This window comes from Arthrobacter sp. AB6 (genome assembly GCF_031844545.1).
Classification (GTDB): domain Bacteria; phylum Actinomycetota; class Actinomycetes; order Actinomycetales; family Micrococcaceae; genus Arthrobacter.
In genome coordinates, this window is the sequence record NZ_JAUZVL010000009.1 from 122,589 (window position 1) to 147,883 (window position 25,295).

Sequence of the window (25,295 nt, forward strand, 5' to 3'; positions counted from 1 at the left end):
AGTCTACTGAGGTGCGCCGGGTGCCTTTGCCACCCGGGGCACCTGCAGCCCTTAAATCCCGCTGGAATCCGACGTTATTCCGTGGCCTTGCTCTGGTTGTAGCTGGTGGAGCGTTCCTGGCCGCTGAGCTCGGCAATGGCGTCCATGATGCGGTCAGTCACTGCCCGCCGGGCCGGCAGCGAATGGTCCGGCCCCGTCTTGTCGAAGTACAGCGGCTCCCCCACTTTCATGGTGAAATGCTGCGGGCGTACCCCGCTCTCACCGGCGCGCTGGAGGTTTTCCGTGCCGATAAGTCCAACCGGAATCACCGGGGCCCCGGTGGTCAGCGCCAGCCATCCCACCCCGGTGCGTCCCCGGTAGAGGATGCCGTCACGGGAGCGGGTGCCTTCCGGGTAGATGCCGATTCCCTTGCCGGATTCCAGGATGTCCAGCAGGGTCTTGAGTGCCTGGACACTGGCGGCCTGCTCGCCCCGTTCCACGGGAATGGAACCCACGGATTCGAAAAAGGCCTTCATGACCTTGCCCTTGACGCCCCCGGTTGTGAAGTATTCGGCCTTCGCGAAAAAGGCAACGGGGCGGGGCATCAGGGCCTGCACAATCACGCTGTCGAAGAATGACAGATGGTTCGGGGCCACAATGAACGGCCCGTCGGCAGGAACGTTTTCAAGGCCGACGACGGTGGGCCGGCAGGTGCCCGAGATCAGGCTGCGGGTGGTCCAGCGGACAGCATCAAACATTGCCATCGTTGGTCACCTCCCCCATCGCCGCGGAGTGGATGGCCTGCATCCGCCGGATAAGCTCCGCCAGGCCCTCGGCGGTTTCCACGACGGCCACCGCACCGGCCTCTTCGAGTTCGCCGTCGGGGGCAAAGCCCCAGGCCACGCCGATGCAGTCCAGGCCGTTGGCGGTGGCACCCGAAACATCCTGCGCCCGGTCCCCCACCATCACCGCATGCCGTGTGTTCAGGTCCTTCAAGGCAGCGGCGATGATCTCTGTCTTGCCGAGCGGAACCCCCTGCACCGCGCTTTCGTCATCCGCGGAGCCATGGATGCCGTGGAACAGAACGTCGATTCCATGGTGTGCCAGCACCGTGCGGGCAAGGCCCTGCGGTTTCTGGGTGGCAACAGCCACCGGGAGCCCGGCTTCCGCATAGGACTCCAGGACTTCACGGACGCCCGGGTAGATCCGGCTTTGCGCGATCCCGGTGGCCACGTAGTACTCGCGGTACAGGCGGATGACCTCGTCCAGCAGGTCCGCCGGCACATTTGCCACATTCAGCAGGGAATCGCTGAGTTTCGGGCCGATCATCGCGTGGAGCAGGTCCTGGCCGGGAACGGGAAGCCCCACGGCGTTCAGGGCAAAAGAGATTCCGTCTGTTATTCCACCGGCCGGATCGACAAGAGTGCCGTCCAGGTCAAAGATCACGGGCACTGTTGTTTGAGTCACCGGGTTAGTTTCTCACGACACCACTCGTGCCTGAAACTCGCATACGCGCAACGGCATACGTTTTGAATACTTCCGAAAAAATCGCCCTGCTCCTACAGGATTTCCGCGAGGAACGCGGCTGTGTGGCTGGCAGTGGACTTGGCCAGCTCCTCCGGCGTTCCTGACGCCACAATCTGGCCGCCGCCGGAGCCGCCGTCCGGCCCGAGGTCCACGATCCAGTCCGCACTCTTGATGACGTCCAGGTTGTGTTCGATGGTTATCACGGTGTTGCCCTTGTCCACCAGCCCCTGGAGGACCATCAGCAGCTTGCGGATGTCCTCGAAGTGCAGTCCGGTGGTGGGCTCGTCCAGCACGTAGACGCTGCGCCCGTTGGACCGCTTCTGGAGTTCAGCGGCGAGTTTCACGCGCTGGGCCTCACCGCCGGACAGCGTGGTGGCGGGCTGGCCCAGGCGGACGTAGCCCAGGCCGACGTCCACGAGGGTGTTGAGGTGCCGGGCGATGGGCGAGAAGGCAGCGAAAAACTCGGCGCCTTCCTCGATGGGCATGTTCAGGACGTCCGCGATGGTCTTGCCCTTGTAATGCACTTCGAGTGTCTCCCGGTTGTACCGCGCACCATGGCACACCTCGCAGGGGACGTAGACGTCGGGCAGGAAGTTCATCTCGATCTTCAGCGTGCCGTCACCCGAGCAGGCTTCGCAGCGGCCTCCCTTGACGTTGAACGAGAACCGGCCGGGCAGGTACCCGCGTACTTTCGCTTCGGTGGTTTCCGCGAACAGCTTGCGGATGTTGTCGAACACGCCCGTGTAGGTGGCGGGGTTGGAGCGGGGGGTGCGCCCGATGGGGCTTTGGTCCACGTGGACCACCTTGTCGAGGTGTTCCAGGCCCTGGACGGTCTTGTGCCGGCCCGCCACCTGTTTGGCGCCGTTGAGCTTGTTGGCCAGCACCTTGTAGAGGATCTCATTGACCAACGTGGACTTACCGGAGCCGCTCACCCCCGTGACCGCGGTGAAAAGCCCCAGCGGGAACGCGGCGTCGACGTTGAGGAGGTTGTTCTCCCTCGCGCCCACCACCTTCAGCTCACGCTTTTTGTCGTACTTGCGGCGTTTCTTCGGGACCTCGATCTTCTTGCGCCCGGACAGGTAGTCGCCGGTGAGGGAGGCGGTGTTGGCCAGCAGGTCCTTGTAGGAGCCGGAATGGACCACCTGGCCGCCGTGCTCGCCGGCGCCGGGTCCGATGTCCACGATCCAGTCGGCCACGTGGATGGTGTCTTCGTCGTGCTCAACCACGATGAGCGTATTTCCCATGTCGCGGAGCCTGGTAAGGGTGTCGATCAGCCGCCGGTTGTCCCGCTGGTGCAGCCCGATCGATGGTTCGTCCAGCACATACAGGACGCCTACCAGGCCGGAGCCGATCTGGGTGGCAAGGCGGATGCGCTGGGCCTCGCCGCCGGAAAGGGTGGCGGACGGACGCTCGAGGTTCAGGTATTCCAGCCCGACGTCGAGCAGGAAGGTCAGCCGGGCCTGGATCTCCTTCAGGACCTGGTGGGCAATCTGTGCTTCCCGGCCCGTCAGGACCAGGTTGTTCAGGAACTCTGCGCAGTCGCGCATGGGCAGGGCGGCGACGTCTGCAATGGACTTGCCGTTGATCAGCACCGACAGGGAGGCCGGGTTGAGGCGCGCCCCGTTGCAGGCCGGGCAGGGGATCTGCCGCATGTACTCTTCGTAGCGGTCGCGGGCCCAGTCGGAGTCCGTTTCGCCGTGCTTGCGGTGGACGTACTGGATGGCGCCTTCGAATCCGGTACTGTACTTCCGCTCCCGGCCGAAGCGGTTGCGGTACTGCACCACAACCTTGTGGTCCTTGCCGTGCAGGACGGTCTGGCGCACGTCCTTGCCAAGCTTCTCCCACGGCGTGTCCATGGAGAAACCGAGTTCCTTCGCGAGGCCTTCCAGGAGCCTGTTCCAGTATTCAGTGGTGGCTGTGCCAAGCGACCACGGAGCGATGGCTCCCTCGGCCAGTGAGAGTTCCGGGTTGGGGACGATGAGTTCCTCGTCCACCTCCAGCTTGGTGCCGATGCCGCTGCAGGCCGCGCAGGCGCCGAAGGGGTTGTTGAACGAAAAGGACCTGGGCTCGATCTCGTCGATGGCAAGGGGGTGCTCGTTGGGGCAGGCCAGGTTTTCGGAGAAGGCCCGCAGCCGGCCGGGATCGTCCGCTTCAAGGTCCACGAACTCTGCAAGGACGCGGCCCTCGGCCAGGCCAAGCGCGGTCTCAATGGAGTCGGTGAGCCGCTGGCTGATGCCTTCCTTGACCACCAGCCTGTCCACCACCACCTCGATGGTGTGCTTGAACTGCTTGCCCAGCTTGGGCGGGTCGCTTAGCTGGACCAGGTTCCCGTCAACGCGTGCACGGGAGTAGCCCTTTGCGGTCAGTTCCTTGAAGAGGTCAACGAATTCGCCCTTGCGGCCACGCACCACCGGGGCCAGGACCTGGAAACGGGTACCCTGGTCAAGCTCCAGCAGCTGGTCAACGATCTGCTGGGGCGTCTGTTTGGCCACAGGCTCGCCGCACACTGGGCAGTGGGGCCGGCCCACACGGGCCCAGAGCAGGCGCATGTAGTCGTAGATTTCGGTGATGGTGCCCACCGTGGAACGCGGGTTCTTGCTGGTGGACTTCTGGTCGATGGAGACCGCCGGCGACAGGCCCTCAATGAAGTCGACGTCCGGCTTGTCCACCTGGCCCAGGAACTGGCGCGCATAGGCGGACAGCGATTCGACGTAGCGCCGTTGGCCCTCTGCGAAAATGGTGTCGAAAGCCAGGGAGGACTTCCCGGATCCTGACAGCCCGGTAAAGACGATCATCGCGTCCCGGGGCAGGTCGAGGTCCACGTTCCGCAGGTTATGCTCCCGCGCCCCTTTGACGACGAGGCGGGAGAGGTCCGGGCGGCGTGGTGCGGCGGCGGGTGCTGCTGCGACGGAAACGGGGTGGACGGCTGTTTCTTCGGCTACGGCTTTAGGCACCCCCCTATGCTAATCGAAAACTTCTTCGAACATCCACGCAGGGCGGTCAGCCGGCGTCGTATGCGGCGGCCAGCAGCTTCACCGCCTCGGCGAACGTGGCGCCCTGCGCTTTGGCCGCGGCGGCGTAGGCTGCCGCGGCGGCTGAGAGCCCGCCGAGACGTTCGTCACGTGCGCACACCGTTGTACCGTTCCTGCCGTGGGTGGCAACGATTCCGGCGGCTTCGAGCTCCTTGTAGGCACGGGCCACCGTGTGCGGAGCCACATCCAAGCGCTCGGCCAGGGCCCTGACGGCGGGCAGCCGGGTCCCTGGCGGGAGGGCTCCGTTGTCTACCAGGTGGATGACCTGGAGCCGCAGCTGTTCAAACAGCGCCACCGAGCTGGCGGTGTTGGGTTTCCATGTTCCGGGGAAGCCGGATGCGGGCATCAAAGGCCGGCCTCAAGTGCGTCGGCACGTCCGGGCCGGGCGGAGAATTGTGCGTTGTGAAGCCGGGCGTAGTAGCTGTTGGCGGGTAGAAGGCTTTGGTGCGTGCCCTGCTCGACTATGCGGCCGTGATCCATGACCAAGATTAGATCAGCGTTAGGGCCTGTGGACAAACGGTGGGCTAACACACAGCTCGTCCGTCCTCCCTGATGGTTCCGGCGAAGAGCCACCCGTCCTGGTGCACCACCCCGAACTGCTCCCCGAGGCGGTCCCGGGGAATCGCCGGACCTATCCTCATTGCTGCGACTGGAGTGTGAAGATCGTCCAGCCGTTCGATTCGTCACTGGTTCTTGCACCCCACGGCAAAGATCCTTCGAAACGGAAAGACGGTTCCATGCTCCGTTTGTGGATAGGCTTCCCGCAGCGCGGCTGCGTACTCCGCCTCGAATTCCGCGCCCTCCGCCGGGGAAAGGGCGGCAAGGACGGGGCGGAGCGCCGTGCCGCGGACCCACTCCAGGACGGCATCCCTGCCGGGCAGCACCTGAAGGTAGGTTGTCTCCCAGGCATCAGCCGAGAACCCGGCGTCGAGCATGAGACGGAGGTACTCCGCAGGCTCACCCACCGACTCGCCGCCCCGCAGCACCCCGCCGAGCTTCGGCGCCCACCGTTGTGCGCCCGCCAGCCCGCGCAACAACGCATGGGACGGGGCGTTGAAGTTCCCCGGGACCTGGAGCGCGAACCAGGCACCGGGGCGCAGGGCATCCAGCCACGTCCGCATCATGTCCTGGTGGCCCGGCACCCACTGCAGGGCAGCATTGCTGACCACCACATCGGTCTGCCCCGAGGGCTTCCACTCCGAAATGTCCGCCAGCTCGAAGCGCAGGGACGGGTTTTCTTCCGACTGCCCGGCGGCTTTGGCGAGCATCTCCTCCGATGAATCAAGGCCAACCACGTCGGAACCGGGCCAGCGGTCCGCGAGCGTGGCCGTCAGGTTCCCTGGCCCGCAGCCCAGGTCCACCACCTGGACGGGCCGGTCCGCCCGGACCCTGCCGGTCAGGTCGAAAAAGGGCCGGTCCCGGTAGTCCCCGAACTGGACATATTTCGCCGGATCCCACTTCATATCCATCTCCGCCTTCTGGTGCCGTCTTCTGTACCGCGAAGCTTAACCCGGGCGGGGCGGAATCCCGGGCACGGCAGGGCACTAAGCTGGCAATCAATGAAACTCGTTGACCAGCTGCCCCATCTGCCCGCCTCCGTCCGTACTGTGGGCGTGGATCCCGACGACCTCTACACGCGGTTCGTTGAGTGGACGGAAAGCCGGGGATTGGCCCTTTATCCCGCACAGGACGAAGCCATTATGGAGCTGGCCACGGGGTCGAACGTCATCCTGGCCACCCCCACCGGGTCCGGAAAATCCCTCGTGGCCATCGCCGCCCACTTCCAGGCCATGGCCCAGGGCCAGCGGAGCTACTACACCGCGCCGATCAAGGCACTGGTCTCCGAAAAGTTCTTTGCCCTGTGCGATATTTTCGGCGCCGAGAACGTGGGAATGATCACGGGCGACTCCGGCGTCAACCAGGATGCGCCGATCATCTGCTGCACGGCCGAGATCCTGGCCAACACCGCCCTCCGTGAAGGCGCAGCCACGGAACTCGGCACGGTGATCATGGACGAGTTCCATTTCTATTCGGACCCGCAGCGCGGCTGGGCGTGGCAGGTTCCCCTGCTGGAGCTCCCCCGGGCGCAATTCCTCCTGATGTCCGCCACGCTGGGCGACGTCAGCCGGTTCGAGGAAGGCCTGACAACGCTGACGGGCCGCGCCACCACCACGGTGAGCTCCGCGGAACGGCCCATTCCGCTGCATTACTACTACCACGAGACCCCCGTGCACGAGACGCTGGAGGAGCTGCTCTCCACCAGGCAGGTGCCGGTCTACGTGGTGCATTTCAGCCAGATTGAGGCAATCGACCGCGCCCAGACCCTGATGAGCATCAACGTCTGCACCCGCGAGGAGAAGGACAAGATCGCAGAGCTGATCGCCAACTTCCGGTTCGCCGCAGGTTTCGGCAAGACCCTGAACCGGCTGGTCCGCCACGGCATAGGCGTGCACCATGCGGGCATGCTGCCGAAGTACCGCCGGCTCGTGGAGCAGCTGGCCCAGGCGGGGCTGCTGAAGGTCATCTGCGGCACCGACACCCTGGGCGTGGGAATCAACGTGCCCATCCGCACTGTCCTGCTCACGGCACTGAGCAAGTACGACGGCGTCCGCACCCGGCTGCTTAACTCCCGTGAGTTCCACCAGATTGCGGGCCGAGCCGGCCGGGCAGGTTACGACACCGCCGGGACAGTGGTGGTCCAGGCGCCCGAACACGTGACGGAGAACGTCAAGGCAATGGCCAAGGCCGTGGCCAAATTCGGCGATGACCAGAAGAAGCTGCGGCAGGTGGTGAAGAAGAAGCCGCCGGAGGGGTTCGTGAGCTGGGGCGAGCCTACGTTCAAGCGGCTCGTCGAGTCGGTACCGGACCCGCTGACCTCCAGCTTCACGGTTACGCACGCGATGCTGATGAACCTGATGGAGCGGCCGGGGGACCCGTTTACGGCCGCCCGCCGCCTCCTGACGGAAAACCACGAGACCCGGTCCTCCCAGCTGCAGCTCATGAAGAAGGCACTGGGCATCTACCGCGAGCTGCTCGCGGCCGAGGTAGTGGAGCGGATTCCTGCACAAGAGCAGGGACCCGACGGCCGTACTGTCCGGCTGACTGTCCACCTTCAGCCGAACTTCGCACTCAACCAACCGCTGTCCCCCTTCGCACTGGCCGCACTTGAACTCCTGGACCCGGACTCGCCGTCGTACGCCCTGGACGTGGTGTCCGTGATCGAGGCGACCCTGGAGAAGCCGCGGCAGATTCTTTCAGCCCAGCAGAAGAAGGCCCGCGGCGAGGCGGTGGCCGCCATGAAGGCCGACGGCATCGAGTACGACCAGCGGATGGCCATGCTCGAGGAAGTGTCTTATCCCCAGCCATTGGCGGAGATTCTCGGGGAAGCCTTCGAGGTGTACCGGAAGGCCGCACCCTGGGTGGGCGACTTCGAGCTTGCCCCCAAGTCCGTGGTCCGGGACATGTACGAGCGTGCCATGAACTTTGGCGAGTTCGTGCAGTTCTACGGACTGGCCCGATCCGAGGGGATAGTCCTGCGCTACCTCGCCGACGCCTTCAAGGCCCTGCGGCAGACTGTTCCCCAGGACATGCTGCGCGACGATTTGGAGGACCTGGTTGCCTGGCTGGGCGAGCTGGTCCGACAGGTGGACTCCAGCCTCCTGGACGAATGGGAGGAACTGGCCTCGGGCGCCGCCCCCACCCCGCACGACGCGCCTCCGCCGCCCCCGCCCTCGCTCACGTCCAACATCCGGGCCTTCCGGGTAATGGTGCGCAACGAGCTGTTCCGCCGTGTGGAGCTGTTCGCCGACGAGGATGCGGCCGCGCTGGGGGAACTCGACGGCGCAGCCGGCTGGGGCGCCGAGCGCTGGGAAGACGCCCTTGACGACTACTTTGACGAACACGACGACATCGGGACCGGGCCGGACGCCCGGGGACCGGCCCTGCTCATCATCACGGAGGAAAAGGACCGGTGGAAGGTCCGGCAGATCTTCGACGATCCCGCCGGGAACCATGACTGGGGGATTTCCGCCGAGGTGGACCTGGCTGCCTCGGACGAAACCGGAACGGCCGTGATCAGGGTGACTGAGGTCAACCGGCTCTGAACGCTGCCAGCGCCTGCCGGGTGCCGACGGTAAGCTCGAACAATGAGTGTAATCCGCCCCGCAACCCCGCAAGACGTACCCGCAATCCTCAGGATGATCGGCGAATTGGCGAACTACGAAAAGGAACCTGACGCCGTCCGTAACACTCCCGCGATGCTGCAGCAGGTGCTGTTCGGAGAGAACCCGCGCGTGTTCGCTGCCATGGCAGAGAACGGGGCCGGCGAAGTCCAGGGGTTCGCTTTGTGGTTCCTGAACTATTCCACCTGGGAAGGCGTGCACGGCATCTACCTGGAGGACCTTTACGTTAGCCCGGAGGCCCGCGGCGAAGGACACGGAAAGGCCCTGCTCCAGCACCTCGCCGCCATCGCCGTGGAGAACGGCTACGCCAGGGTGGAGTGGAGCGTCCTTGACTGGAATGAGCCGTCCATCAACTTCTACCGGCGCCTCGGCGCGAAGCCAATGGACGGGTGGTCCACGTTCCGGCTTACCGGCCAGGCCCTCGAACAGTTCGGCAATGCCGTCCCCGCCGCCGCCAATGGCTAGTGCAGGGATGCCACCGCCGGCAGGCCCGGCGGTCGGGGCAAGGCACGAGGTAAGGGCGAAGCACCAGTTCCGCGGGATGCGGACCACGGAGCACGTCTTCACAGTGCCGCTGGACCACGCTTCGCCCTCGGGCGAAACAATTTCCGTTTTTGCCCGGGAGTACGTTTCGGCCGCACACAGCGAGGACCAGGCCGCGGATCTCCCTTGGCTCCTGTTCCTCCAGGGCGGTCCCGGCGGGCGCGGCAACAGGTTTGGCTCGCTGGGCGGCTGGAGCAAAGCGGCCGCCAAGGACTTCCGGATCCTGATGCTGGACCAGCGCGGAACGGGGCTGTCCACGCCCGCGGACCGGAACACCCTGCCGCTGCGGGGATCCGCCGCGGACCAGGCCGCGTACCTGGAGCATTTCCGTGCCGATTCCATCGTGGCCGACGCCGAGCTGATCCGGGATGCCTTGGGGGCCGGCCCGTGGACGGTGTACGGCCAGAGCTACGGAGGATTCTGCGCACTGACGTACCTGTCCTTTGCTCCGGAGGGCCTGAGGGAGGTCCTGGTGACTGGCGGCCTTGCGCCGCTGGCCGGCCCGGCCGACGCCGTTTACCGGGCCACGTTCCAGCGCGTAGCGGCCCGCAACGCCGAGTACTTCGGCTGGTACCCGGAGGACCGGGACATCGTAGACCGGATAGCCCGCCACCTCCGGAGCACTCCGGAATTCCTGCCCGACGGCGGCCCGCTCACCGTGGAGCGCTTCCAGATGGTGGGTTCCTTCCTCGGCGGGAATACGCGCGTGGACAGCCTGCATCACCTGCTGGAGGACGCCTTCACCGAAACAGCGGAAGGCGCCCGGCTCTCGGATGCCTTCCTGGACCAGGTGCAGGCCATCGTCTCGCGCCGGTCGAATCCCCTCTACGCCCTGATGCACGAATCCATCTACGGCCAGGGGCAGGCGACCGGCTGGGCCGCATGGCGGGTCCTGGCGGACTATCCGGAATTCCGGCCGGATGCCGAGCCGCTGCTGTTGACGGGGGAAATGGTTTATCCGTGGTACTTCGAACAGGACCCTGCGCTTGAGCCCCTCCGGGACGTGGCGGACCTGCTTGCAGCCAAAGCGGACTGGAAGCCGCTCTACGATGTTGCCCAGCTGGGGGCGAACACCGTTCCGGTGGCTGCCGCCGTCTACTCGGACGACATCTATGTGGACCGGAAACTCTCCCTTGAAACGGCGTCCGCGGTGCGCGGGCTGCAGGTCTGGGAGACCGGAGACTTCCACCACGATGGCATTGCCGACGACGGCGAGGCGATCTTCGCCAGGCTGCTGGGTATGGCACGGTCAGGCGGGCGCTGACCCGCGCCGGCCGGCCGCCACGGTCACGAACGCCGCGGCCAGGACGGCTGCGCCCACCACGCCGCCCAGCAGGTTCAGGCCCAGGTAGCCGATCCAGCTGAGGACCAGGCCGGACACCGCCCCGCCCACGGCCCCGGCTGCACCCATGAGCATGTCCGAAACCCCCTGCACCACTACCCGGGCGTCCTGGCCGACGCTCTCTGCGAGCAGGGTGGAGCCGGACACCGTGGCGGCGGACCAGCCCAGGCCCAGCAAAACCAGTCCTGCCGCCACCGCCCCCGTGGATGCCTGGCCGAATCCGGCAACAGCCACGGCAGTAATCAGCAGGGTGAAGCCAATCATGATGGTCTGCGCCCTGCCGGCCCTGTCCGTCAGCCAGCCCATCACCGGAGACAATGCGAACATCCCGGCTATGTGCAGCGAAATGGTGCAACCGATGATCACCAGGACGTCACCGGACGCTGCGTGGCCGGCGTGGCTCGCTCCCGGCCCTTCCACCAGTTCCTGCAGGTGAAGCGGGGTCATGGACATCACGCCCACCATCACGGCGTGGGCGCCGACGACGGCGGCCACTGCCAGGAGAGCGGTCCGGGAGCCGCGGATGGCCCGCAGTCCGCGGACCAGCGAGCCGCCGTCGCGATTTGCCTGCCCGTTGGTGCGCGCCCCCGTGCCGCTGCCCCCCGCTGCTGCCGGCGTTTGCTGTGGTGTGGCGGGGGCGCCGGTGCCCGCCTGCTGCAGGGCAAGTTCCCGGGCCAGCAGCAGCGGATCCGGCCGCAGCCCGGCAAAAAGCAGGACGTTCGCCAGGAGGAGGCCGGCGGCCGCAATCACGAAGGGCCCTGCAACGGGTGGAAGGCCCAGCGCCTGTCCCACCACGGTGCCGGGCTGGATGAGGTTGGGCCCGGCGACGGCGCCAACGGTGACGGCCCAGACCACGGCGGACAGGGCCCTGCCGCGGTGTTCCGGATCCGCAAGGTCGACGGCGGCGAACCGTGCCTGCAGGCTCGCGGCGGTACCCACTCCGATGCCGGCAGCGCCGAGCACCAGCAGGATGAAAAGGCCTGACACCACCGCGAGCACCATCAGGACTGTGCCTGCGAGGGCCGCGGACAGCCCGGCCACCTGGCCGATCCGGCGTCCACGGCGGTCCGCCAGCGAGGCAAGCGGCAGGGCCGCCAGCGCGGCGCCGAGGGTCATGACTGTGGCGACTGCCCCGGCCCAGGCGCTCGACCCGGACAGTTCGACAGCGAGGATGGACCCGATGGAAACCGTGGCACCGGTGCCGATTCCGCCAAAAATCTGGGCCGCGCTCAGCAGCACCACCGTGCGCCGCTGCACGAGGCGCACCCGTTGGTCCGATATCAGGGTGGGGGCCATGGTCCGAGCATAGTCCTCCCCTTGGCCCTTCCTACAGAGGGGATTTAAGGCGACAATCCCGGCCGCGGACACGGCCGGGATTGTCCGGTTCAGGAGGACCAGGGACGCCTACTCGGCGTCACTGTGGCTCCTCCGGGCATCTTCCTCGAGCCGGGGGTCCAGGTGCGCTTCCTTGGCCTTGGAGCTGACAAGGCTGGCGATCACCGCAATGACGATAGTGCCAACGATGACGCCCAGGGAAACGAACGTGGGGATTTCGGGAGCCCATTCAATGTGCTGCCCGCCGTTGATGAACGGTAGCTCGTTGACGTGCATGGCGTGCAGGACCAGCTTGACGCCGATGAACGCGAGGATGAAGGATAGCGCGTGCTTCAGGTAGATCAGCCGGTTCATGAGGCCGCCGAGGAGGAAGTACAGCTGGCGCAGGCCCATCAGGGCGAACAGGTTGGCCGTAAATACGATGAAGGGGCTCTGGGTGAGGCCGAAGATGGCGGGAATGGAGTCGACGGCGAAGAGCAGGTCCGTGAGGCCGATGGTGATGAACACGATCAGCATGGGGGTGAAGACCTTCTTGCCGTTCACTGTGGTGCGCAGCTTGCCGCCGTCGAACTTCTCCGCCATGGGGATGACCTTGCGGATCTTGGCGATCAGCGGGTTCTCCCGGTCTTCTTCGTCTTCGCCTTCATCCTGGGCCTGCTTCCAGGCGGTCCACAGCAGGAACGCACCGAAGATGTAGAACACCCAGCTGAACTGCTCGATCACGATGGCGCCGAGCAGGATGAAGATCCCGCGCAGGATCAGGGCGATGATGATGCCCACCATCAGGACTTCCTGCTGGTACTTCCGGGGCACCGAGAAGCGGGCCATGATGATGATGAAGACAAACAGGTTGTCGATGCTGAGGCTGTACTCGGTGACCCAGCCGGCAACGAACTGGCCGCCGTATTCAGGGCCGGTGAAAGCAAACATGGCGCCGGCGAACACGAGGGCGAGGCTGACGTAGAACGCCACCCACAGGCCGGCTTCCTTCATGGAAGGTTCATGGGGCCGGCGGACCACCAGGAGAAGGTCGATCAGGAGAATCAGGCCGAGGGCGACAAGAGAGCCGACCTCGAACCAGACGGGCAATTCGAGCACAGGGTAGCCTTTCGCAGGGTACAGAGATGCGGTGTAAGTCTCTCCGGCCTGCCTGCGCACTTGGTGCTGAAACGGCGGCCCGCTACGCCCGGCGGGGCAACCATGCCCTGCGTGTTGACGATCGTAGCGCTCGGGATACTCCCCTACGTGACGTTAACTCTACCCTAGGCGGGCCGTCCGCCTGTCCCCCATTGATGTTTGTGTCAGGCGTGCCCGGCAGCCTGCATCTGGCGCAGTTCCTTCTTCAGCTCGCTGACCTCGTCCCTGATCCTGGCCGCCACTTCGAACTGCAGTTCGGCGGCAGCGCCGTGCATCTGCTCCGTCAGCTGTTCGATCAGGCCCACCAGGTCCTCGGCCGGCGCCGCGGCCAGGCCGTCTTCGCGGACCTGGGCGGCACCCTTCGCCGCCGACTTCCGCTTCCCGCCCTTGGCCAGCCGGTTGTTGTTCAGCAGCTCCTGGGTGTCGGCGTCTTCCTTGGCCAGCTGGTCCGTGATGTCGGCGATCTTCTTCCGCAGCGGCTGCGGATCCACGCCATGTTCGGTGTTGTAGGCAACCTGGATGGCGCGGCGCCGGTTTGTCTCGTCGATGGCCTGCGCCATGGAGTCCGTGATGCGGTCGGCGTACATGTGCACCTGGCCGGAGACGTTGCGGGCAGCGCGGCCGATCGTCTGGATCAGGGACGTGGACGACCGCAGGAAGCCTTCCTTGTCGGCGTCGAGGATGCTGACAAGGGACACCTCGGGAAGGTCCAGGCCCTCCCTGAGCAGGTTGATGCCCACCAGGACGTCGAACCGGCCCATCCGGAGTTCGCGCAGCAGCTCCACGCGCCGCAGGGTGTCAACGTCGGAGTGCAGGTACTCCACCTTGATGCCATGCCCGAGGAGGTAGTCCGTGAGGTCCTCGGCCATCCGCTTGGTCAGGGTAGTGACCAGGATGCGCTCGTTCTTGTCCGTACGGGCCTTGATCTCCCCCAGCAGGTCGTCGATCTGGCCCTTGGTGGGCTTGACCACCACCTCGGGATCGATGAGGCCCGTGGGGCGGATGATCTGCTGCACGAAGCCGTCGGCCTTGCCTAGTTCATACTTGCCCGGAGTGGCGGAGAGGTAGACGGTCTGGCCAACGCGTTGCAGGAATTCGTCCCATTTCAGCGGCCTGTTGTCCATTGCCGAGGGCAGGCGGAAGCCGAAGTCCACCAGGTTCCGTTTGCGGGACATGTCGCCTTCGTACATGGCGCCGATCTGCGGGATAGTCACGTGGGACTCGTCCACCACCAGGAGGAAGTCGTCCGGGAAGTAGTCCAGGAGGCAGTGCGGAGCAGTTCCCGGAGCGCGGCCGTCGATGTGCGCCGAGTAGTTCTCGATGCCATTGCAGAAGCCCATCTGCTGCATCATTTCGAGGTCGTACATGGTCCGCATCCGGAGCCGCTGCGCTTCCACCAGCTTGTTCTGGCTTTCCAGTACCTTCAGCCGATCGGCAAGCTCATCCTCGATCCGCTTGATGGCCCGGGACATCCGCTCGGGCCCGGCCACGTAGTGCGAGGCGGGGAAGACGTACATTTCCTCTTCGTCGCGGATCACTTCACCGGTCAGGGGGTGGAGCGTCTGGATATTCTCAATTTCATCCCCGAAGAACTCAATCCGGATGGCCAGTTCCTCGTACATCGGGATGATCTCCACAGTGTCCCCGCGGACGCGGAAAGTACCCCGATGAAAGTCCATGTCGTTGCGGGCGTACTGCATGGACACGAATTTCCGGAGGAGGTCGTCACGGTTCATCTCCGCCCCCTTGCGGAGCGTGACCATTCCTGCGATGTATTCCTCGGGAGTGCCCAGGCCGTAGATGCAGGACACAGTGGCGACGACGATCACGTCCCGGCGGGTCAGCAGGGCGTTGGTGGCGGAGTGGCGGAGCCTCTCCACTTCCTCGTTGATGGAGGAGTCCTTCTCGATGAAGGTGTCAGTCTGGGCGACATAGGCCTCGGGCTGGTAGTAGTCGTAGTAGGAAACGAAGTACTCCACCGCGTTGTTGGGCAGCAGCTCGCGGAATTCGTTGGCCAGCTGCGCCGCCAGGGTCTTGTTCTGGACCATCACCAGGGTGGGCCGCTGCACTTGCTCGATCAGCCAGGCGGTGGTGGCGCTCTTGCCGGTACCCGTGGCACCTAGCAGTACCACGTCCTTTTCACCGTTCTTGATGCGCTCCGTCAGTTCGGCGATGGCGGCGGGCTGGTCGCCCGCGGGCTTGAATTCGCTGATGACCTCGAAAGGCGCCACAACACGGTTGATATCCTGCGCAAGGCTCATGGATCTAATCTACAACCGGGCACCGACACTAAGAGGGCCGTCCGTTACGGGCGAACAGCGCGGGGCCCGCGGACCGCATCAGGGCGCGTACGACGGCGGCGCCCACCCGGTTTCCTCGGCCCACGCGGACATGAGGGGCCAGGCAACGTCCGTGAACCACGGCTCCTTGGCCTCGGCGTACGCCCTGGTGCCCGCCGAGCCGGCAAAGCGTCCCGCAAGATCCGCCTTATGCCGTGCGTACAGCGTGCGTGCGGACGGGTTATCCATCAGCCAGTCCCGGAACATCAGCGCATAGCGCCATCCGGGCGAGCCGGCGACGCGGACGTGGATGTTCACCGGACGCCCCGGGTCCGCGTTGGCATGGAACCGTTTCTGCCACTGCCCGGGATCCGGCGCCGTCGGCTTGGGCGTATTGGACCCGGCACCGGGCACCAAGGGGAACCCGGCTGCCGCCAGCAGGGGTGCAGCACTGTCTGCAGCGGCCAGGCCGGGTACCGCAACCTGCAGGTCTATGACGTCCTTGGCAGCGAGCCCGGGGACGGACGTGGAGCCGATGTGGTCCACCGCCAGGATGAGCCCGGGGGCCGCGGTCTTCAGCCTCGCGGAGATCCTGGCTGCCTCCTTGGCCCATTCCTCCCGATACGGCTCCAGGACAGGACCGCAGTTCCTCGGCGCACGCTTGCCCGCGGCGAGGTTGCGGGCGAAGGGCACCAGCCGGCCGTCCCAGAGCCGGTCCACCTGGTCCAGCAGGTGCTGCACGCTGCCGGAATTGTCCAGGACGACGTCAGCCGCGGCCAGCCGTTCGTCCCGTGTTGCCTGCGCAGCCATCCGCGACAGTGCATCCTCTCGCGTCATCCCGCGGTGCTCCAGCATCCGCTGCAGCCGTACGTCATCGGGCGCGTCCACCACCACCACCAGGTGGAAATCGGTCCCCTGCCCGGTTTCCACCAGCAGAGGGATGTCCTGCACCACCACGGCATCTCCTGCCGCGGCTTCCGCGATAGCCGCCGCCCGCGACCGGACCAGGGGGTGGACGATTCGGTTCAGCACTGAGAGCCGTGCCGGATCTCCAAAGACCAGGGCGCCGAGTTTGGGACGGTCAAGCCGGCCGTCGGCGCCAAGGACATCCCGGCCAAACTCTGCCACGACGCGGTTCAGGCCTTCGGTGCCCGGCTCCACCACTTCACGGGCCAGTGCATCAGCATCCACGAGCACCGCCCCGCGTTCTTTCAGGCGCAAGGCAACCACTGACTTTCCGGAGGCGATGCCGCCCGTCAACCCGATCTTGAGCATCACACCACCCTAATCCCCCGGCCCCGGTCCAGGTCCACGGTGCGTCTCCTGAAGTGCCATGCACTGGACCCGGCCGGCAATCATCCGGACAACCGCACCCGGGGCCTAAAAAGTCGCCGAGCTGCTGCAGAGTGCGGATTTCCTCTTCACTGTAAGGCGCGGCTATCGAGTGTGCCTGCACATCCGTCCCGCCCTCCGCCGTCGTCGAAGAAGCATTTGCCGGCGCGGCCATCACTCCTGAGAAACCAGCTGCGGCAACAGCTGCGATGGAAAGGAACAGCTTCCTCTTTTTGGCTCCATCAGACTGCTTGCTTTCCACCGGCGCAGTCCGGCCACGTGGGCAGAAATCCGGTGATTTCCTTTGGATACCTGTTTGATGCGTGCTGCGGTTTGACGCTTCGACCCGCTTCATGGCCGCGCTCCCTTTGCTGTTCGGAATACTATTGCTGGTCCCGTGTCTTGGTGTTCCAAGATTCCCGCCGGCGCCTTAATCGATCCTTAATCGCAGAGCCCAAACCTCTACTCCAGCCCTTGCCCGGCCAGGGGAACTTGGGCCTAGACTGGGCCGGGTGCAAGAGGAAGACAGCAGGGCCACGGGGTACACCACCTTGGCGGCCGGACCCGATTTCCGCCACGAGCTCGAGATCAAGCGCTCCCGGTTCATCACCGTCCTGCGCCGCGCCGGCACCGAAGAATCGGCACGGGACCTGGTGGCAGGCCTCCGCCGCGAGTTCCACGACGCCCGGCATCACTGCTCGGCGTTCATCATTGGCCCGGACCGGGACATCCAGCGTTCCAATGACGACGGCGAGCCCTCTGGCACGGCAGGCCTTCCGATGCTTGAGGCCCTGGCCAAAAGGGAGACACTCCCCGGGGTGGCCGACCTCAGCGACGTCAGTGCCGTCGTCGTGCGTTACTTCGGTGGCGTCCTGCTGGGCGCCGGCGGCCTGGTGCGGGCCTACTCGGAGTCCGTCTCCTCGGCGCTGGCCCTGGCGCCGATGGTGCGCCGCAGCCGGCTGCGGATCTGTTCGGCGGAAGTCGCGCATACGGCGGCAGGCAGGCTGGAGAACGACCTGCGCGCCGCGGGCTTCGTGATGGCTGGAACCAGCTACGGTCCCGGGCACACGGTTCTTCGCATTGCCGTGCCGGACGAGGCCGCCGCCATCACAGCTGCTGCCGAACGCCTCCAGGTCCTGACCGCCGGCGGCACTGTCCTGGTGCCGGAAGGAACGGAGTGGGTGGATGTCCCGCTTACCTGAGGTGTCCCTGGTGGATGTCGACGAAAGGGTGCTGGAACAGCTCCTGGACCTCGCCAAGCGGGACGCCTCGCCGGATGAGGTCGCTCCCCCGGTCGGCGGACCGGGCTGGAACCTGGAACGTACAGCCTGGTTCTTCAGTTACCACCGTGCCGCCGCGGAAGGCCTGGATGGGAAGGCGGGAGAGAAGTCCTGGGGGATCCTTGCCGGTGGCGCCCTTGCCGGCTCCATCCGGCTCAAGCGCGTCCACGTCGGCAATGGACCGGACACCGCAGAGACGGGGATCTGGCTCGGCAGGAGCTTTCGGGGCCGCGGCATCGGAAGCGCGGCGCTTCGCCTGCTCCTGGCGGAGGCCCGCACCGCCGGAATCGCTGCGGTGACCGCCCGCACCCTGGCCGGAAACCCCGCCGCCCAGCGAATCCTCGCCGGCGCCGGGGCCATCCTTACGCCCGACGACGACGGAACGGTGCGCGCAGTCGTCGCACTCCCAACTGACTAGCAGCAAACGCACCGAAAATCGGGTATGGCAGCGTTAAGTGCCAGACAGTCGCTGCTTTTAACGCCAACGGGCCCCCGCGTTTGCGGGGGCCCGTTGTGTCGGCCCGGAAAAGTCCGGGCCAGTGGCAATTAGTTGCCGGTCAGCTTCTCGCGCAGGGCGGCGAGAGCCTCGTCGGATGCAAGCGTGCCTGCACCGGCGTTGGACTCAGCAGCCGGCTCCGAGGAGTAGCTGGTGGTGCCGGAGTCGCTCTCACCGGACGTTGCAGCTGCAGCGTCATCGGCAGCGTGCTGGGCAACCTGCTTCTTGTGTGCTTCCCAGCGGGTCTGGGCGTCAGCGTACTGCTGCTCCCAGGCGGCGCGCTGGGTCTCGTAGCCTTCAAGCCACTCGTTGGACTCGGGATCGAAGCCCTCCGGGTACTTGTAGTTGCCCTCTTCGTCGTACTCTGCGGCCATGCCGTACAGAGCCGGATCGAATTCGGTGCTGTCGGCGTCAACGCCCTCGTTGGCCTGCTTGAGGGACAGCGAGATGCGGCGGCGTTCCAGGTCGATGTCGATGACCTTGACGAACAGCTCGTCCCCAACGGAAACAACCTGCTCAGCCAGCTCCACGTGGCGCACGGCCAGCTCGGAGATGTGGACCAGGCCTTCGATGCCGTCTTCGACGCGGACGAACGCACCGAACGGAACCAGCTTGGTGACCTTACCCGGAACAACCTGGCCGAGGGCGTGGGTGCGGGCGAAGGTCTGCCACGGGTCTTCCTGCGTAGCCTTGAGCGACAGGGAAACGCGCTCGCGGTCCAGGTCCACCTCGAGGACCTCGACGGTGACTTCCTGGCCAACCTCGACAACCTCGGACGGGTGGTCGATGTGCTTCCAGGACAGCTCGGAAACGTGAACCAGGCCGTCTACGCCGCCCAGGTCCACGAAGGCACCGAAGTTGACGATGGAGGAAACGACGCCGGGACGGACCTGGCCCTTTTCCAGCTTGTTGAGGAACGTGGAGCGGACCTCGGACTGGGTCTGCTCGAGCCATGCACGGCGGGACAGCACAACGTTGTTGCGGTTCTTGTCCAGCTCGATGATCTTGGCTTCGATCTGCTGGCCGATGTACGGAGCCAGGTCGCGCACACGTCGCATCTCGACGAGGGATGCGGGCAGGAAGCCGCGCAGGCCGATGTCGAGGATAAGACCACCCTTGACGACCTCGATGACGGTACCGGTGACAACACCGTCTTCTTCCTTGACCTTCTCGATGTCGCCCCAGGCACGCTCGTACTGAGCGCGCTTCTTGGAGAGGATCAGGCGGCCTTCTTTGTCTTCCTTGGTGAGCACCAGGGCTTCGACCTGATCGCCAACGGAGACAACGTCTCCGGGATCAACGTCGTGCTTGATGGACAGCTCGCGGGAGGGGATGACACCTTCGGTCTTGTAACCGATGTCGAGCAGGACTTCATCGCGGTCGACCTTGACGACGGTACCTTCGACGAGGTCTCCGTCGTTGAAGTACTTGATGGTCGCGTCGACTGCTGCGAGGAAGTCCTCAGCGGTACCGATGTCGTTAATGGCGACTACGGGGGTACCGGGCTTCTCGGTGGAGGTGATGGTCATGTAGTAGGGGCTCCGTTGTGGATAGTTAGTCGGTCAGGCAAACCGGCGCGCCCGCGTTATGGAACGCAGGCGCGATTTGCGGTGAATCCGACGGATCCTCCGGGTCATCCTGATTTTGTGGATTGCTGAGAATATTGAACTGCAAATACGTGCACGTAGTACACGCCCGTTTATTCTAGTCGCTGCCCGCAACACGGGTCAAAAGCGCCGAGGCAGGGCACTCCCGTGACGCGTTCGCCCGGACACGACCTCGTGCCGGCAGTGACCTTAGAAGTGGGTAAGGCAATGCGTAGCCCGCTCGACGGCGAACATCTGCCCGGCCTTCAGCGCGGAGCCTGCCGTGTGCTCCCGGACTTTGCCCGCTGCTGCCAGTGTGACCGGACTGACCCCGCCGACGTAGATGGAGGACAGGGCGGAGACGTCCAGGGTCAGGTCCGCCTCCGCGGTCTCCGGCATGCGCTCGACGGCGGCCTGGCCGCCATCGGCGTAAAGAGCGTAGGTACCGGCCGTGAGGCCGAGCGGGTCCAGGACTTTCAGCGCCAGGCGGCCTTCTGTTGGGTAGTGCCGCCCGGCCAGCGCCTTGGGGACATCGAGGATGCGCAGCCAGAGCATGTCCCGGCTGTCCGAGGACTCGATGCAGCGGGGATCGTCCAGGGCCCAGGCCAGGGGGTCGTCCAACGGGGCTTCCGTCCAGGACACGCGTTCCACCAGATCAATGGCGCCGAGGAACTGCCAGAGTTCCAGGTACGCATCGTTGCTGCCGGCCACCAGGTCCACCACTTCCACGGTGTAGGGCTCGGTGTCCCAGCCGAGGAACTTGTAGGAGACGTAGCCGTCGACGGTCCCGGCGGGCCCGTAATGGAGCGCCACCTTGATGGCGGGGTCCTCCTTGCCGTCGCGGCCGAGCGAGCCCGACGCAAGCTGCCGGTACCAGTCCTGCCGCCCTACGGACCCCGGGGTCAGCCGGTGCACCCGGTCGAAGACTTCCGGAGCCAGCTGCAGCAATGCCTTGGGATCGGCGACCTCCACGGTGCCGGCGGGCTGGTGCGGCAGGCTGAACCGCGCCGTGGTGTCCACCTTGGCTTTGCGTTCAAAGCTGGCCACACCGTAGCCGAACCGGCCATAAATGGTTCCCTCTGACGCGGTAAGCGCCGCCACCGCCACCCCGGCGTCCTTCGCGAGCTGCAGGTCCTCGCTCATCATCCGCCGCAGCAGCCCGCGCCGCCGGTGCGAGGTGCGGACGGTGACAGCGGTGACCAGGTGGGCTTCCACCAGGCGTCCGAAGCCCACATTGAGGGTATTGCGCATGGTTCCGAAGGTGGCCACCGGCACGTCCGCGGGCAACGACGACGGCGCTACCGGGCCCGTTTGGTAGGCGCCGGTGAGCACCCGCCGGTCGGCCTCATACGTTTCCAGCGTCCTGGCGACGTGTTCCGGCGTCCGGGTCGATTCGTGGAAGCCGAACGATACGGCGCGGCTCCAGGTTTCCGCCTCGGCGTAACCGTCCTTGCCCTTGGACACAGCATCAAAGCGCCGGATTTCATAGTTTCCACTCAGATCAGCCACGCACCTGAGCCTAGCCAAGGTCCCCGGCGCCTGGCCAGCATCGACACAAGCTAGTGGCCGGCGTCGTACCAGCTGGGGCCGACGCCGATCTGGACCTCCAGCGGTACGCTCAGGTCCGCGGCGGCAGCCATCTGCTCGGTAACCAGCTTCTCCACGGCCCCGCGCTCACCGGCTGCCACTTCCAGGACCAGTTCGTCATGGACCTGGAGCAGCATCCGCGATTTCAGCCCTTGGGCTTTCAGCTCGGCATGGACTCCCAGCATGGCGCGCTTGATGATGTCCGCGGCCGAGCCCTGGATGGGACTGTTCAGGGCGATGCGTTCGGCGTTCTCCCGGAGTTGCCTGTCCGTGCTGGTGAGGTCCGGCAGGTAGCGCCGGCGTCCCTCGATGGTTGCCGTGTAGCCGTCAACGCGGGCCTGGTCCACCACGCCGCGGAGGTAGTCACGGACAGCGCCGAACCGGTCGAAATAGTCTTTCATGAGGGTCCGGGCCTCATCGACGGAGATTTCCAGCTGCTTGGACAGCCCGAACGACGTGAGGCCATAGGCCAGGCCGTAGGACATCGCCTTAACCTTGGAGCGCATGGCGCTGGTGACCTCTTCGGTGGGCACATGGAAGATGTTCGAGCCGACGAACCGGTGCAGGTCCTCGCCGTCCCTGTAGGCCTGGATCAGGCCCTGGTCACCGGACAGGTGGGCCATGATACGCATTTCGATCTGCGAGTAATCGGCGGACAACAAGCACTCGTAGCCCTCCCCCACCACGAAGATCCCGCGGACCCGCCGGCCTTCCTCGCTGCGGATGGGGATGTTCTGCAGGTTCGGGTTGTTGGAGGAGATCCGGCCCGTGGCTGCCACATTCTGTGCGTACGTGGTGTGGATGCGGCCGTCCTCGGCCACGGACTTCTTCAGGGATTCAAGCATCTGGCTCAGCTTGGCGGCCTCCCGGTGCGCCATCAGCTGCACCAGGAACTCGTGCCCCGTCTTTTCCAGCAGGTTCTTCAAAGATGCGGCGTCCGTCGTGTAGCCCGACTTGATCTTCTTGGTCTTGGGCAGCTGGAGTTCGTCGAACAGGACAGCCTGGAGCTGCTTGGGAGAGCCCAGGTTGACCTCGTGCCCGATCGCCGCGAAAGCTTGCTCCTGCGCCTGGTCGATTACCCGGGCCAGATCGGCGATCTGGTCATCCATGCGCGCCATATCAATGGCAATGCCGGCCAGTTCCATGTCCGCCAGGACCCGGCTGACCGGCAGCTCCAGCGTGGACAGGAGCTGCTCGGCCCGGCGTTCCTTCAGTTCAGACTCGAAGTAGCTGCTGAGGGCAAGGACGACGGCGGCCGCCTGGACCAGTGCGTCGGCTGCGGCGTCGTCCTCGCCGTCGAAGGAGAGCTCCAGCTGGCCTGCCTTGGCCGTCGCGGCAGGGATCCCCACGTTGAGGTGGTGCTGGGCAAGCTCCGCGAGTTCGTAGGTGCGCCGGTCCGGCTGGATGAGGTAGCCGGAGATGGAGGTGTCATCCACCACGCCTTCCAGCTCCAGTCCACGGGACGTCAGGGCCTTCAGCGCGGCCTTGAAGCCGTGCAGGACCTTCGGCGATTCCGGATCGCGCAGCCAGCCGGCCAGGACGTTCTCCGACTCCGCGTCCTGGTTTGCGAGGTCGATATAGGCGGCAGCGCCTTCCCGGACAACGGCCAGCGCCGCGGCGTCCTCACCGATGCGGCCGGGGACAAGGTCGACGGCGACGGCGGAGCGCTGCCGGGCGCCGGCGTCCAGGAACGCTGACAGCTCGGCGGCATTTGCCGGCACGACGTACTCCGGCGTGTCGATGCTTTCCCGTTCCGCAGCAGGCTTGTCCTCGTCGCCGTAGAGCGCAAAGAGACGGCTGCGGATGGTCTTGAACTCAAGCTTGTCGAACAGGTCCTCCAGGGCTGCCTGGTCGGGCCGCGGCTGGTACAGGTCGTCCAGCGTGACGGGAAGCTCGAGGTCCGTGTGCAGCTGGTTCAGGCGGCGGTTCCGCTTGACGGCGTCGACGTTTTCCCGCAGCGCATCGCCCACCTTCCCGCCAATCGCATCGAGGTGCTCCAGGACGCCGTCGAGCCCGCCGTAAAGGTTGATCCATTTCGCGGCTGTCTTGGGCCCGACGCCGGGCACGCCCGGGAGGTTGTCCGCTGTTTCGCCTACCAGCGCAGCCAGATCCGAATACCGGCCGGGGCTGACGAAGTACTTCGCCTCGATGGCGGCGGCATCCATCCGCGGAATGTCGCTGACGCCTTTCCTGGGGTACAGCACAAAAACGTTATCGGTGATGAGCTGGAACGCGTCGCGGTCCCCCGAGACCAGCAGCACTTCGTACCCTGCTTTTTCTCCCATGGCGGCGAGGGTGGCAAGAATGTCATCTGCCTCGTAGCCGGGCATTGTGATGGTCTTGATGCCCCAGGCCTTCATGACCTGCGCGATGAGGTCGATCTGGTTGTTCATCTCCCGCGGGGTCTCGTTCCGGCCACCCTTGTATTCGCTGTACTCCATCTTGCGGTGGGTGGATTCGTCCGACACGTCGAACGCCACGGCTATGTGGGTGGGCTGCTGCTCCTTGATGAGGTTGATCAGCATGGAGGTGAATCCGTGAATCGCGTTGGTGTGCTGCCCGTTCGTCGTTGAGAACTTGTCCGCAGGCAGCGCAAAAAACGCGCGGAAGGCCATGGAGTGTCCATCCAGCACCAAAAGGCGCGGCTGTCCCGTCATGGCCACCACCGGGGCTGCCGTCGCTGAAACAGAGCCACCGGCCTGTGCCCGGGCCTTGTCCAGGCCTGTGCCTTCCCCACCTGCTGCGTCCTCAAGGGAGGTGGAACCCTGCGGCGCTTTGCCCTCCTGCAGGGTTTGGGACGGGAAAGGGGCCGGTTTGGTTGTTTCACTCACAGGTGCCAGCCTAGTTGCCATGATGGACAATTTCACGCCCGGCCCTTTCGCCGGGGAGCTTGCCGCCGCCGGAATCCCTGAGCACCTGCACGGTTGGCTGGGCCGGTTCGGGATCGGCGCCCTGGTGGTGAAAATGGGTATTCACTTCCTGGAAATGACTCCCGAGCGGAGCGTTGCCACCATGCCCGTGGAAGGCAACACCCAGGTTGCGGGCATCCTGCATGGCGGCGCCCACGTGGTGCTGGCGGAAACCCTTGGTTCGTTCGCCGCGGGGATGCACGCGGGACCGGAACGCCACGCCGTCGGCATCGAGGTGAATGCCACGCATCACCGCTCCATCGCGGCGGGTACCGTAACTGGAACGTGCACCGCCATCCATCTGGGCAGGACCCTGGCTACCCACGAAATTGTGATTACGGACGGGCAGGGCCGCCGGCTGTCCACCGCCCGCATCACGAACATGATCCGGGACAACGCCCCGGCCCGGCCGGCGTAGCGCGGGTCCCTTCCTTACCCCGGTACTCAACTGGTGCTCATACCCCGCGCTCTAGCCCGCGGTTAAATGTCACACCCTCCCGCGATGCTATTGGTATGGGGAAAGCGGCGGTGGTGAAGGCGTTTGAGGACATCACTGCCGCTCTTGCCGTGCTCAATGCGGAGGCGGATGGGTGCGGTTCGGAACCGTTCTCGGCTGCTGATCCCTTGGCCGGGCTGGCCGATGGCTGCTTGGACATCCTTGCCGGGGCCGCCGGCGTCCAGGCCCGAATCGCTGGATTGGTGGCCAACGCTGCAGGGACATACGCCAATACTGCACGGGCGGCCGCTCCT

The 25,295-nt window shown here is 65.5% G+C and carries 18 protein-coding genes and 2 pseudogenes; 7 read left to right on the forward strand and 13 right to left on the reverse strand.

Annotated elements, in window-relative coordinates:
- Window positions 1–74 precede the first annotated feature (74 nt).
- The 6 genes and pseudogenes from Q9R30_RS09830 to Q9R30_RS09855 all read right to left on the reverse strand — a co-directional run bounded on the left by Q9R30_RS09830 (window position 75) and on the right by Q9R30_RS09855 (window position 6,001).
- Window positions 75–743, reverse strand: coding sequence for a 1-acyl-sn-glycerol-3-phosphate acyltransferase (locus Q9R30_RS09830; protein WP_104997899.1), 669 nt, complete (start codon window positions 741–743; stop codon window positions 75–77).
- Window positions 730–1,446 carry an HAD hydrolase-like protein gene (locus Q9R30_RS09835; RefSeq protein ID WP_104997898.1) on the reverse strand — a complete coding sequence of 239 codons (717 nt, stop codon included), beginning with the start codon at window positions 1,444–1,446 and terminating at the stop codon, window positions 730–732. The genes Q9R30_RS09830 and Q9R30_RS09835 overlap by 14 nt, the downstream gene beginning before the upstream one ends.
- Before the next feature lie 92 nt (window positions 1,447–1,538).
- The gene (uvrA, locus tag Q9R30_RS09840) at window positions 1,539–4,460 is read right to left on the reverse strand and encodes an excinuclease ABC subunit UvrA (RefSeq protein ID WP_311217460.1); all 2,922 of its coding nucleotides are present in this window, start codon (window positions 4,458–4,460) and stop codon (window positions 1,539–1,541) included.
- A 46-nt stretch (window positions 4,461–4,506) separates the two neighbouring features.
- Window positions 4,507–4,884 (reverse strand): GntR family transcriptional regulator, encoded by a 378-nt coding sequence (locus tag Q9R30_RS09845; RefSeq protein ID WP_104997896.1) that lies wholly within the window; start codon window positions 4,882–4,884, stop codon window positions 4,507–4,509.
- Window positions 4,884–5,084 (reverse strand): annotated as a pseudogene (locus Q9R30_RS09850) (ABC transporter ATP-binding protein); the annotation flags it as partial. The gene Q9R30_RS09845 and the pseudogene Q9R30_RS09850, both read right to left, overlap by 1 nt.
- Before the next feature lie 137 nt (window positions 5,085–5,221).
- Complete coding sequence (locus Q9R30_RS09855) at window positions 5,222–6,001, reverse strand: trans-aconitate 2-methyltransferase (RefSeq protein WP_311217461.1); 780 nt, start codon at window positions 5,999–6,001, stop codon at window positions 5,222–5,224.
- Window positions 6,002–6,097: 96 nt separating this feature from the next.
- Here Q9R30_RS09855 and Q9R30_RS09860 point away from each other — a divergent pair, with 96 nt between their 5' ends.
- From Q9R30_RS09860 to Q9R30_RS09870, 3 genes are all read left to right on the forward strand, one after another.
- Complete coding sequence (locus Q9R30_RS09860) at window positions 6,098–8,641, forward strand: DUF3516 domain-containing protein (RefSeq protein WP_311217462.1); 2,544 nt, start codon at window positions 6,098–6,100, stop codon at window positions 8,639–8,641.
- Between the two features lie 42 nt (window positions 8,642–8,683).
- Window positions 8,684–9,184 carry a GNAT family N-acetyltransferase gene (locus Q9R30_RS09865; RefSeq protein WP_311217463.1) on the forward strand — a complete coding sequence of 167 codons (501 nt, stop codon included), beginning with the start codon at window positions 8,684–8,686 and terminating at the stop codon, window positions 9,182–9,184.
- A 76-nt stretch (window positions 9,185–9,260) separates the two neighbouring features.
- Entirely contained in the window at window positions 9,261–10,526 is a 1,266-nt protein-coding gene (locus Q9R30_RS09870) for an alpha/beta fold hydrolase (RefSeq protein ID WP_104997893.1), read from the forward strand.
- On the opposite strand, the gene Q9R30_RS09875 is transcribed toward Q9R30_RS09870, so the two are convergent.
- The 4 genes from Q9R30_RS09875 to coaE form a co-directional block, all read right to left on the reverse strand.
- On the reverse strand, window positions 10,512–11,900 hold the full coding sequence (locus Q9R30_RS09875; protein ID WP_311217464.1) for an MFS transporter: 1,389 nt from the start codon (window positions 11,898–11,900) through the stop codon (window positions 10,512–10,514). The two genes, Q9R30_RS09870 and Q9R30_RS09875, sit on opposite strands and share 15 nt — an antisense overlap.
- Before the next feature lie 108 nt (window positions 11,901–12,008).
- The gene (locus Q9R30_RS09880) at window positions 12,009–13,037 is read right to left on the reverse strand and encodes a TerC family protein (protein ID WP_104997891.1); all 1,029 of its coding nucleotides are present in this window, start codon (window positions 13,035–13,037) and stop codon (window positions 12,009–12,011) included.
- 203 nt (window positions 13,038–13,240) lie between these two features.
- Window positions 13,241–15,337 (reverse strand): excinuclease ABC subunit UvrB, encoded by a 2,097-nt coding sequence (gene uvrB, locus Q9R30_RS09885; protein WP_311217465.1) that lies wholly within the window; start codon window positions 15,335–15,337, stop codon window positions 13,241–13,243.
- A gap of 78 nt (window positions 15,338–15,415) precedes the next feature.
- A complete protein-coding gene (gene coaE / locus Q9R30_RS09890; RefSeq protein ID WP_311217466.1) occupies window positions 15,416–16,630 on the reverse strand; it encodes a dephospho-CoA kinase in 1,215 nt (404 codons plus the stop codon).
- A gap of 569 nt (window positions 16,631–17,199) precedes the next feature.
- Between coaE and Q9R30_RS09895 the strand changes: the two genes are divergently transcribed.
- Together Q9R30_RS09895 and Q9R30_RS09900 are read left to right on the forward strand one after the other, a co-directional pair.
- A complete protein-coding gene (locus tag Q9R30_RS09895; protein WP_104997888.1) occupies window positions 17,200–17,889 on the forward strand; it encodes a YigZ family protein in 690 nt (229 codons plus the stop codon).
- Window positions 17,873–18,385 carry a GNAT family protein gene (locus Q9R30_RS09900; protein ID WP_311217467.1) on the forward strand — a complete coding sequence of 171 codons (513 nt, stop codon included), beginning with the start codon at window positions 17,873–17,875 and terminating at the stop codon, window positions 18,383–18,385. Before Q9R30_RS09895 ends, Q9R30_RS09900 begins: the two co-directional genes overlap by 17 nt.
- Window positions 18,386–18,513: 128 nt before the next feature.
- Here Q9R30_RS09900 and rpsA read toward each other — a convergent pair whose 3' ends face one another.
- From rpsA to polA, 3 genes are all read right to left on the reverse strand, one after another.
- Window positions 18,514–19,992 (reverse strand): 30S ribosomal protein S1, encoded by a 1,479-nt coding sequence (gene rpsA / locus Q9R30_RS09905; protein ID WP_104997886.1) that lies wholly within the window; start codon window positions 19,990–19,992, stop codon window positions 18,514–18,516.
- A 267-nt stretch (window positions 19,993–20,259) separates the two neighbouring features.
- Window positions 20,260–21,549 (reverse strand): GNAT family N-acetyltransferase, encoded by a 1,290-nt coding sequence (locus Q9R30_RS09910; protein WP_396136718.1) that lies wholly within the window; start codon window positions 21,547–21,549, stop codon window positions 20,260–20,262.
- Between the two features lie 59 nt (window positions 21,550–21,608).
- A complete protein-coding gene (gene polA, locus Q9R30_RS09915; protein WP_311217472.1) occupies window positions 21,609–24,293 on the reverse strand; it encodes a DNA polymerase I in 2,685 nt (894 codons plus the stop codon).
- A 193-nt stretch (window positions 24,294–24,486) separates the two neighbouring features.
- Here polA and Q9R30_RS09920 point away from each other — a divergent pair, with 193 nt between their 5' ends.
- Both Q9R30_RS09920 and Q9R30_RS09925 read left to right on the forward strand, forming a co-directional pair.
- The gene (locus tag Q9R30_RS09920; protein ID WP_104997884.1) at window positions 24,487–24,963 is read left to right on the forward strand and encodes a PaaI family thioesterase; all 477 of its coding nucleotides are present in this window, start codon (window positions 24,487–24,489) and stop codon (window positions 24,961–24,963) included.
- Window positions 24,964–25,058: 95 nt separating this feature from the next.
- Window positions 25,059–25,295, forward strand: a pseudogene (locus Q9R30_RS09925) (endonuclease); the annotation flags it as partial.

What these genes read in the sequence shown, in the direction of transcription:
- Q9R30_RS09860 (WP_311217462.1), top strand. Translation starts at nt 6,098, where the DNA reads ATGAAACTCGTTGACCAGCTGCCCCATCTGCCCGCCTCCGTCCGTACT.
- Q9R30_RS09900 (WP_311217467.1), top strand. Translation starts at nt 17,873, where the DNA reads ATGTCCCGCTTACCTGAGGTGTCCCTGGTGGATGTCGACGAAAGGGTG.
- uvrB (WP_311217465.1), bottom strand. Translation starts at nt 15,337, where the DNA reads ATGAGCCTTGCGCAGGATATCAACCGTGTTGTGGCGCCTTTCGAGGTC.
- Q9R30_RS09830 (WP_104997899.1), bottom strand. Translation starts at nt 743, where the DNA reads ATGGCAATGTTTGATGCTGTCCGCTGGACCACCCGCAGCCTGATCTCG.
- coaE (WP_311217466.1), bottom strand. Translation starts at nt 16,630, where the DNA reads ATGCTCAAGATCGGGTTGACGGGCGGCATCGCCTCCGGAAAGTCAGTG.
- Q9R30_RS09875 (WP_311217464.1), bottom strand. Translation starts at nt 11,900, where the DNA reads ATGGCCCCCACCCTGATATCGGACCAACGGGTGCGCCTCGTGCAGCGG.
- Q9R30_RS09865 (WP_311217463.1), top strand. Translation starts at nt 8,684, where the DNA reads ATGAGTGTAATCCGCCCCGCAACCCCGCAAGACGTACCCGCAATCCTC.
- polA (WP_311217472.1), bottom strand. Translation starts at nt 24,293, where the DNA reads ATGACGGGACAGCCGCGCCTTTTGGTGCTGGATGGACACTCCATGGCC.
- Q9R30_RS09870 (WP_104997893.1), top strand. Translation starts at nt 9,261, where the DNA reads ATGCGGACCACGGAGCACGTCTTCACAGTGCCGCTGGACCACGCTTCG.
- Q9R30_RS09845 (WP_104997896.1), bottom strand. Translation starts at nt 4,884, where the DNA reads ATGCCCGCATCCGGCTTCCCCGGAACATGGAAACCCAACACCGCCAGC.
- rpsA (WP_104997886.1), bottom strand. Translation starts at nt 19,992, where the DNA reads ATGACCATCACCTCCACCGAGAAGCCCGGTACCCCCGTAGTCGCCATT.
- Q9R30_RS09855 (WP_311217461.1), bottom strand. Translation starts at nt 6,001, where the DNA reads ATGAAGTGGGATCCGGCGAAATATGTCCAGTTCGGGGACTACCGGGAC.
- Q9R30_RS09920 (WP_104997884.1), top strand. Translation starts at nt 24,487, where the DNA reads ATGATGGACAATTTCACGCCCGGCCCTTTCGCCGGGGAGCTTGCCGCC.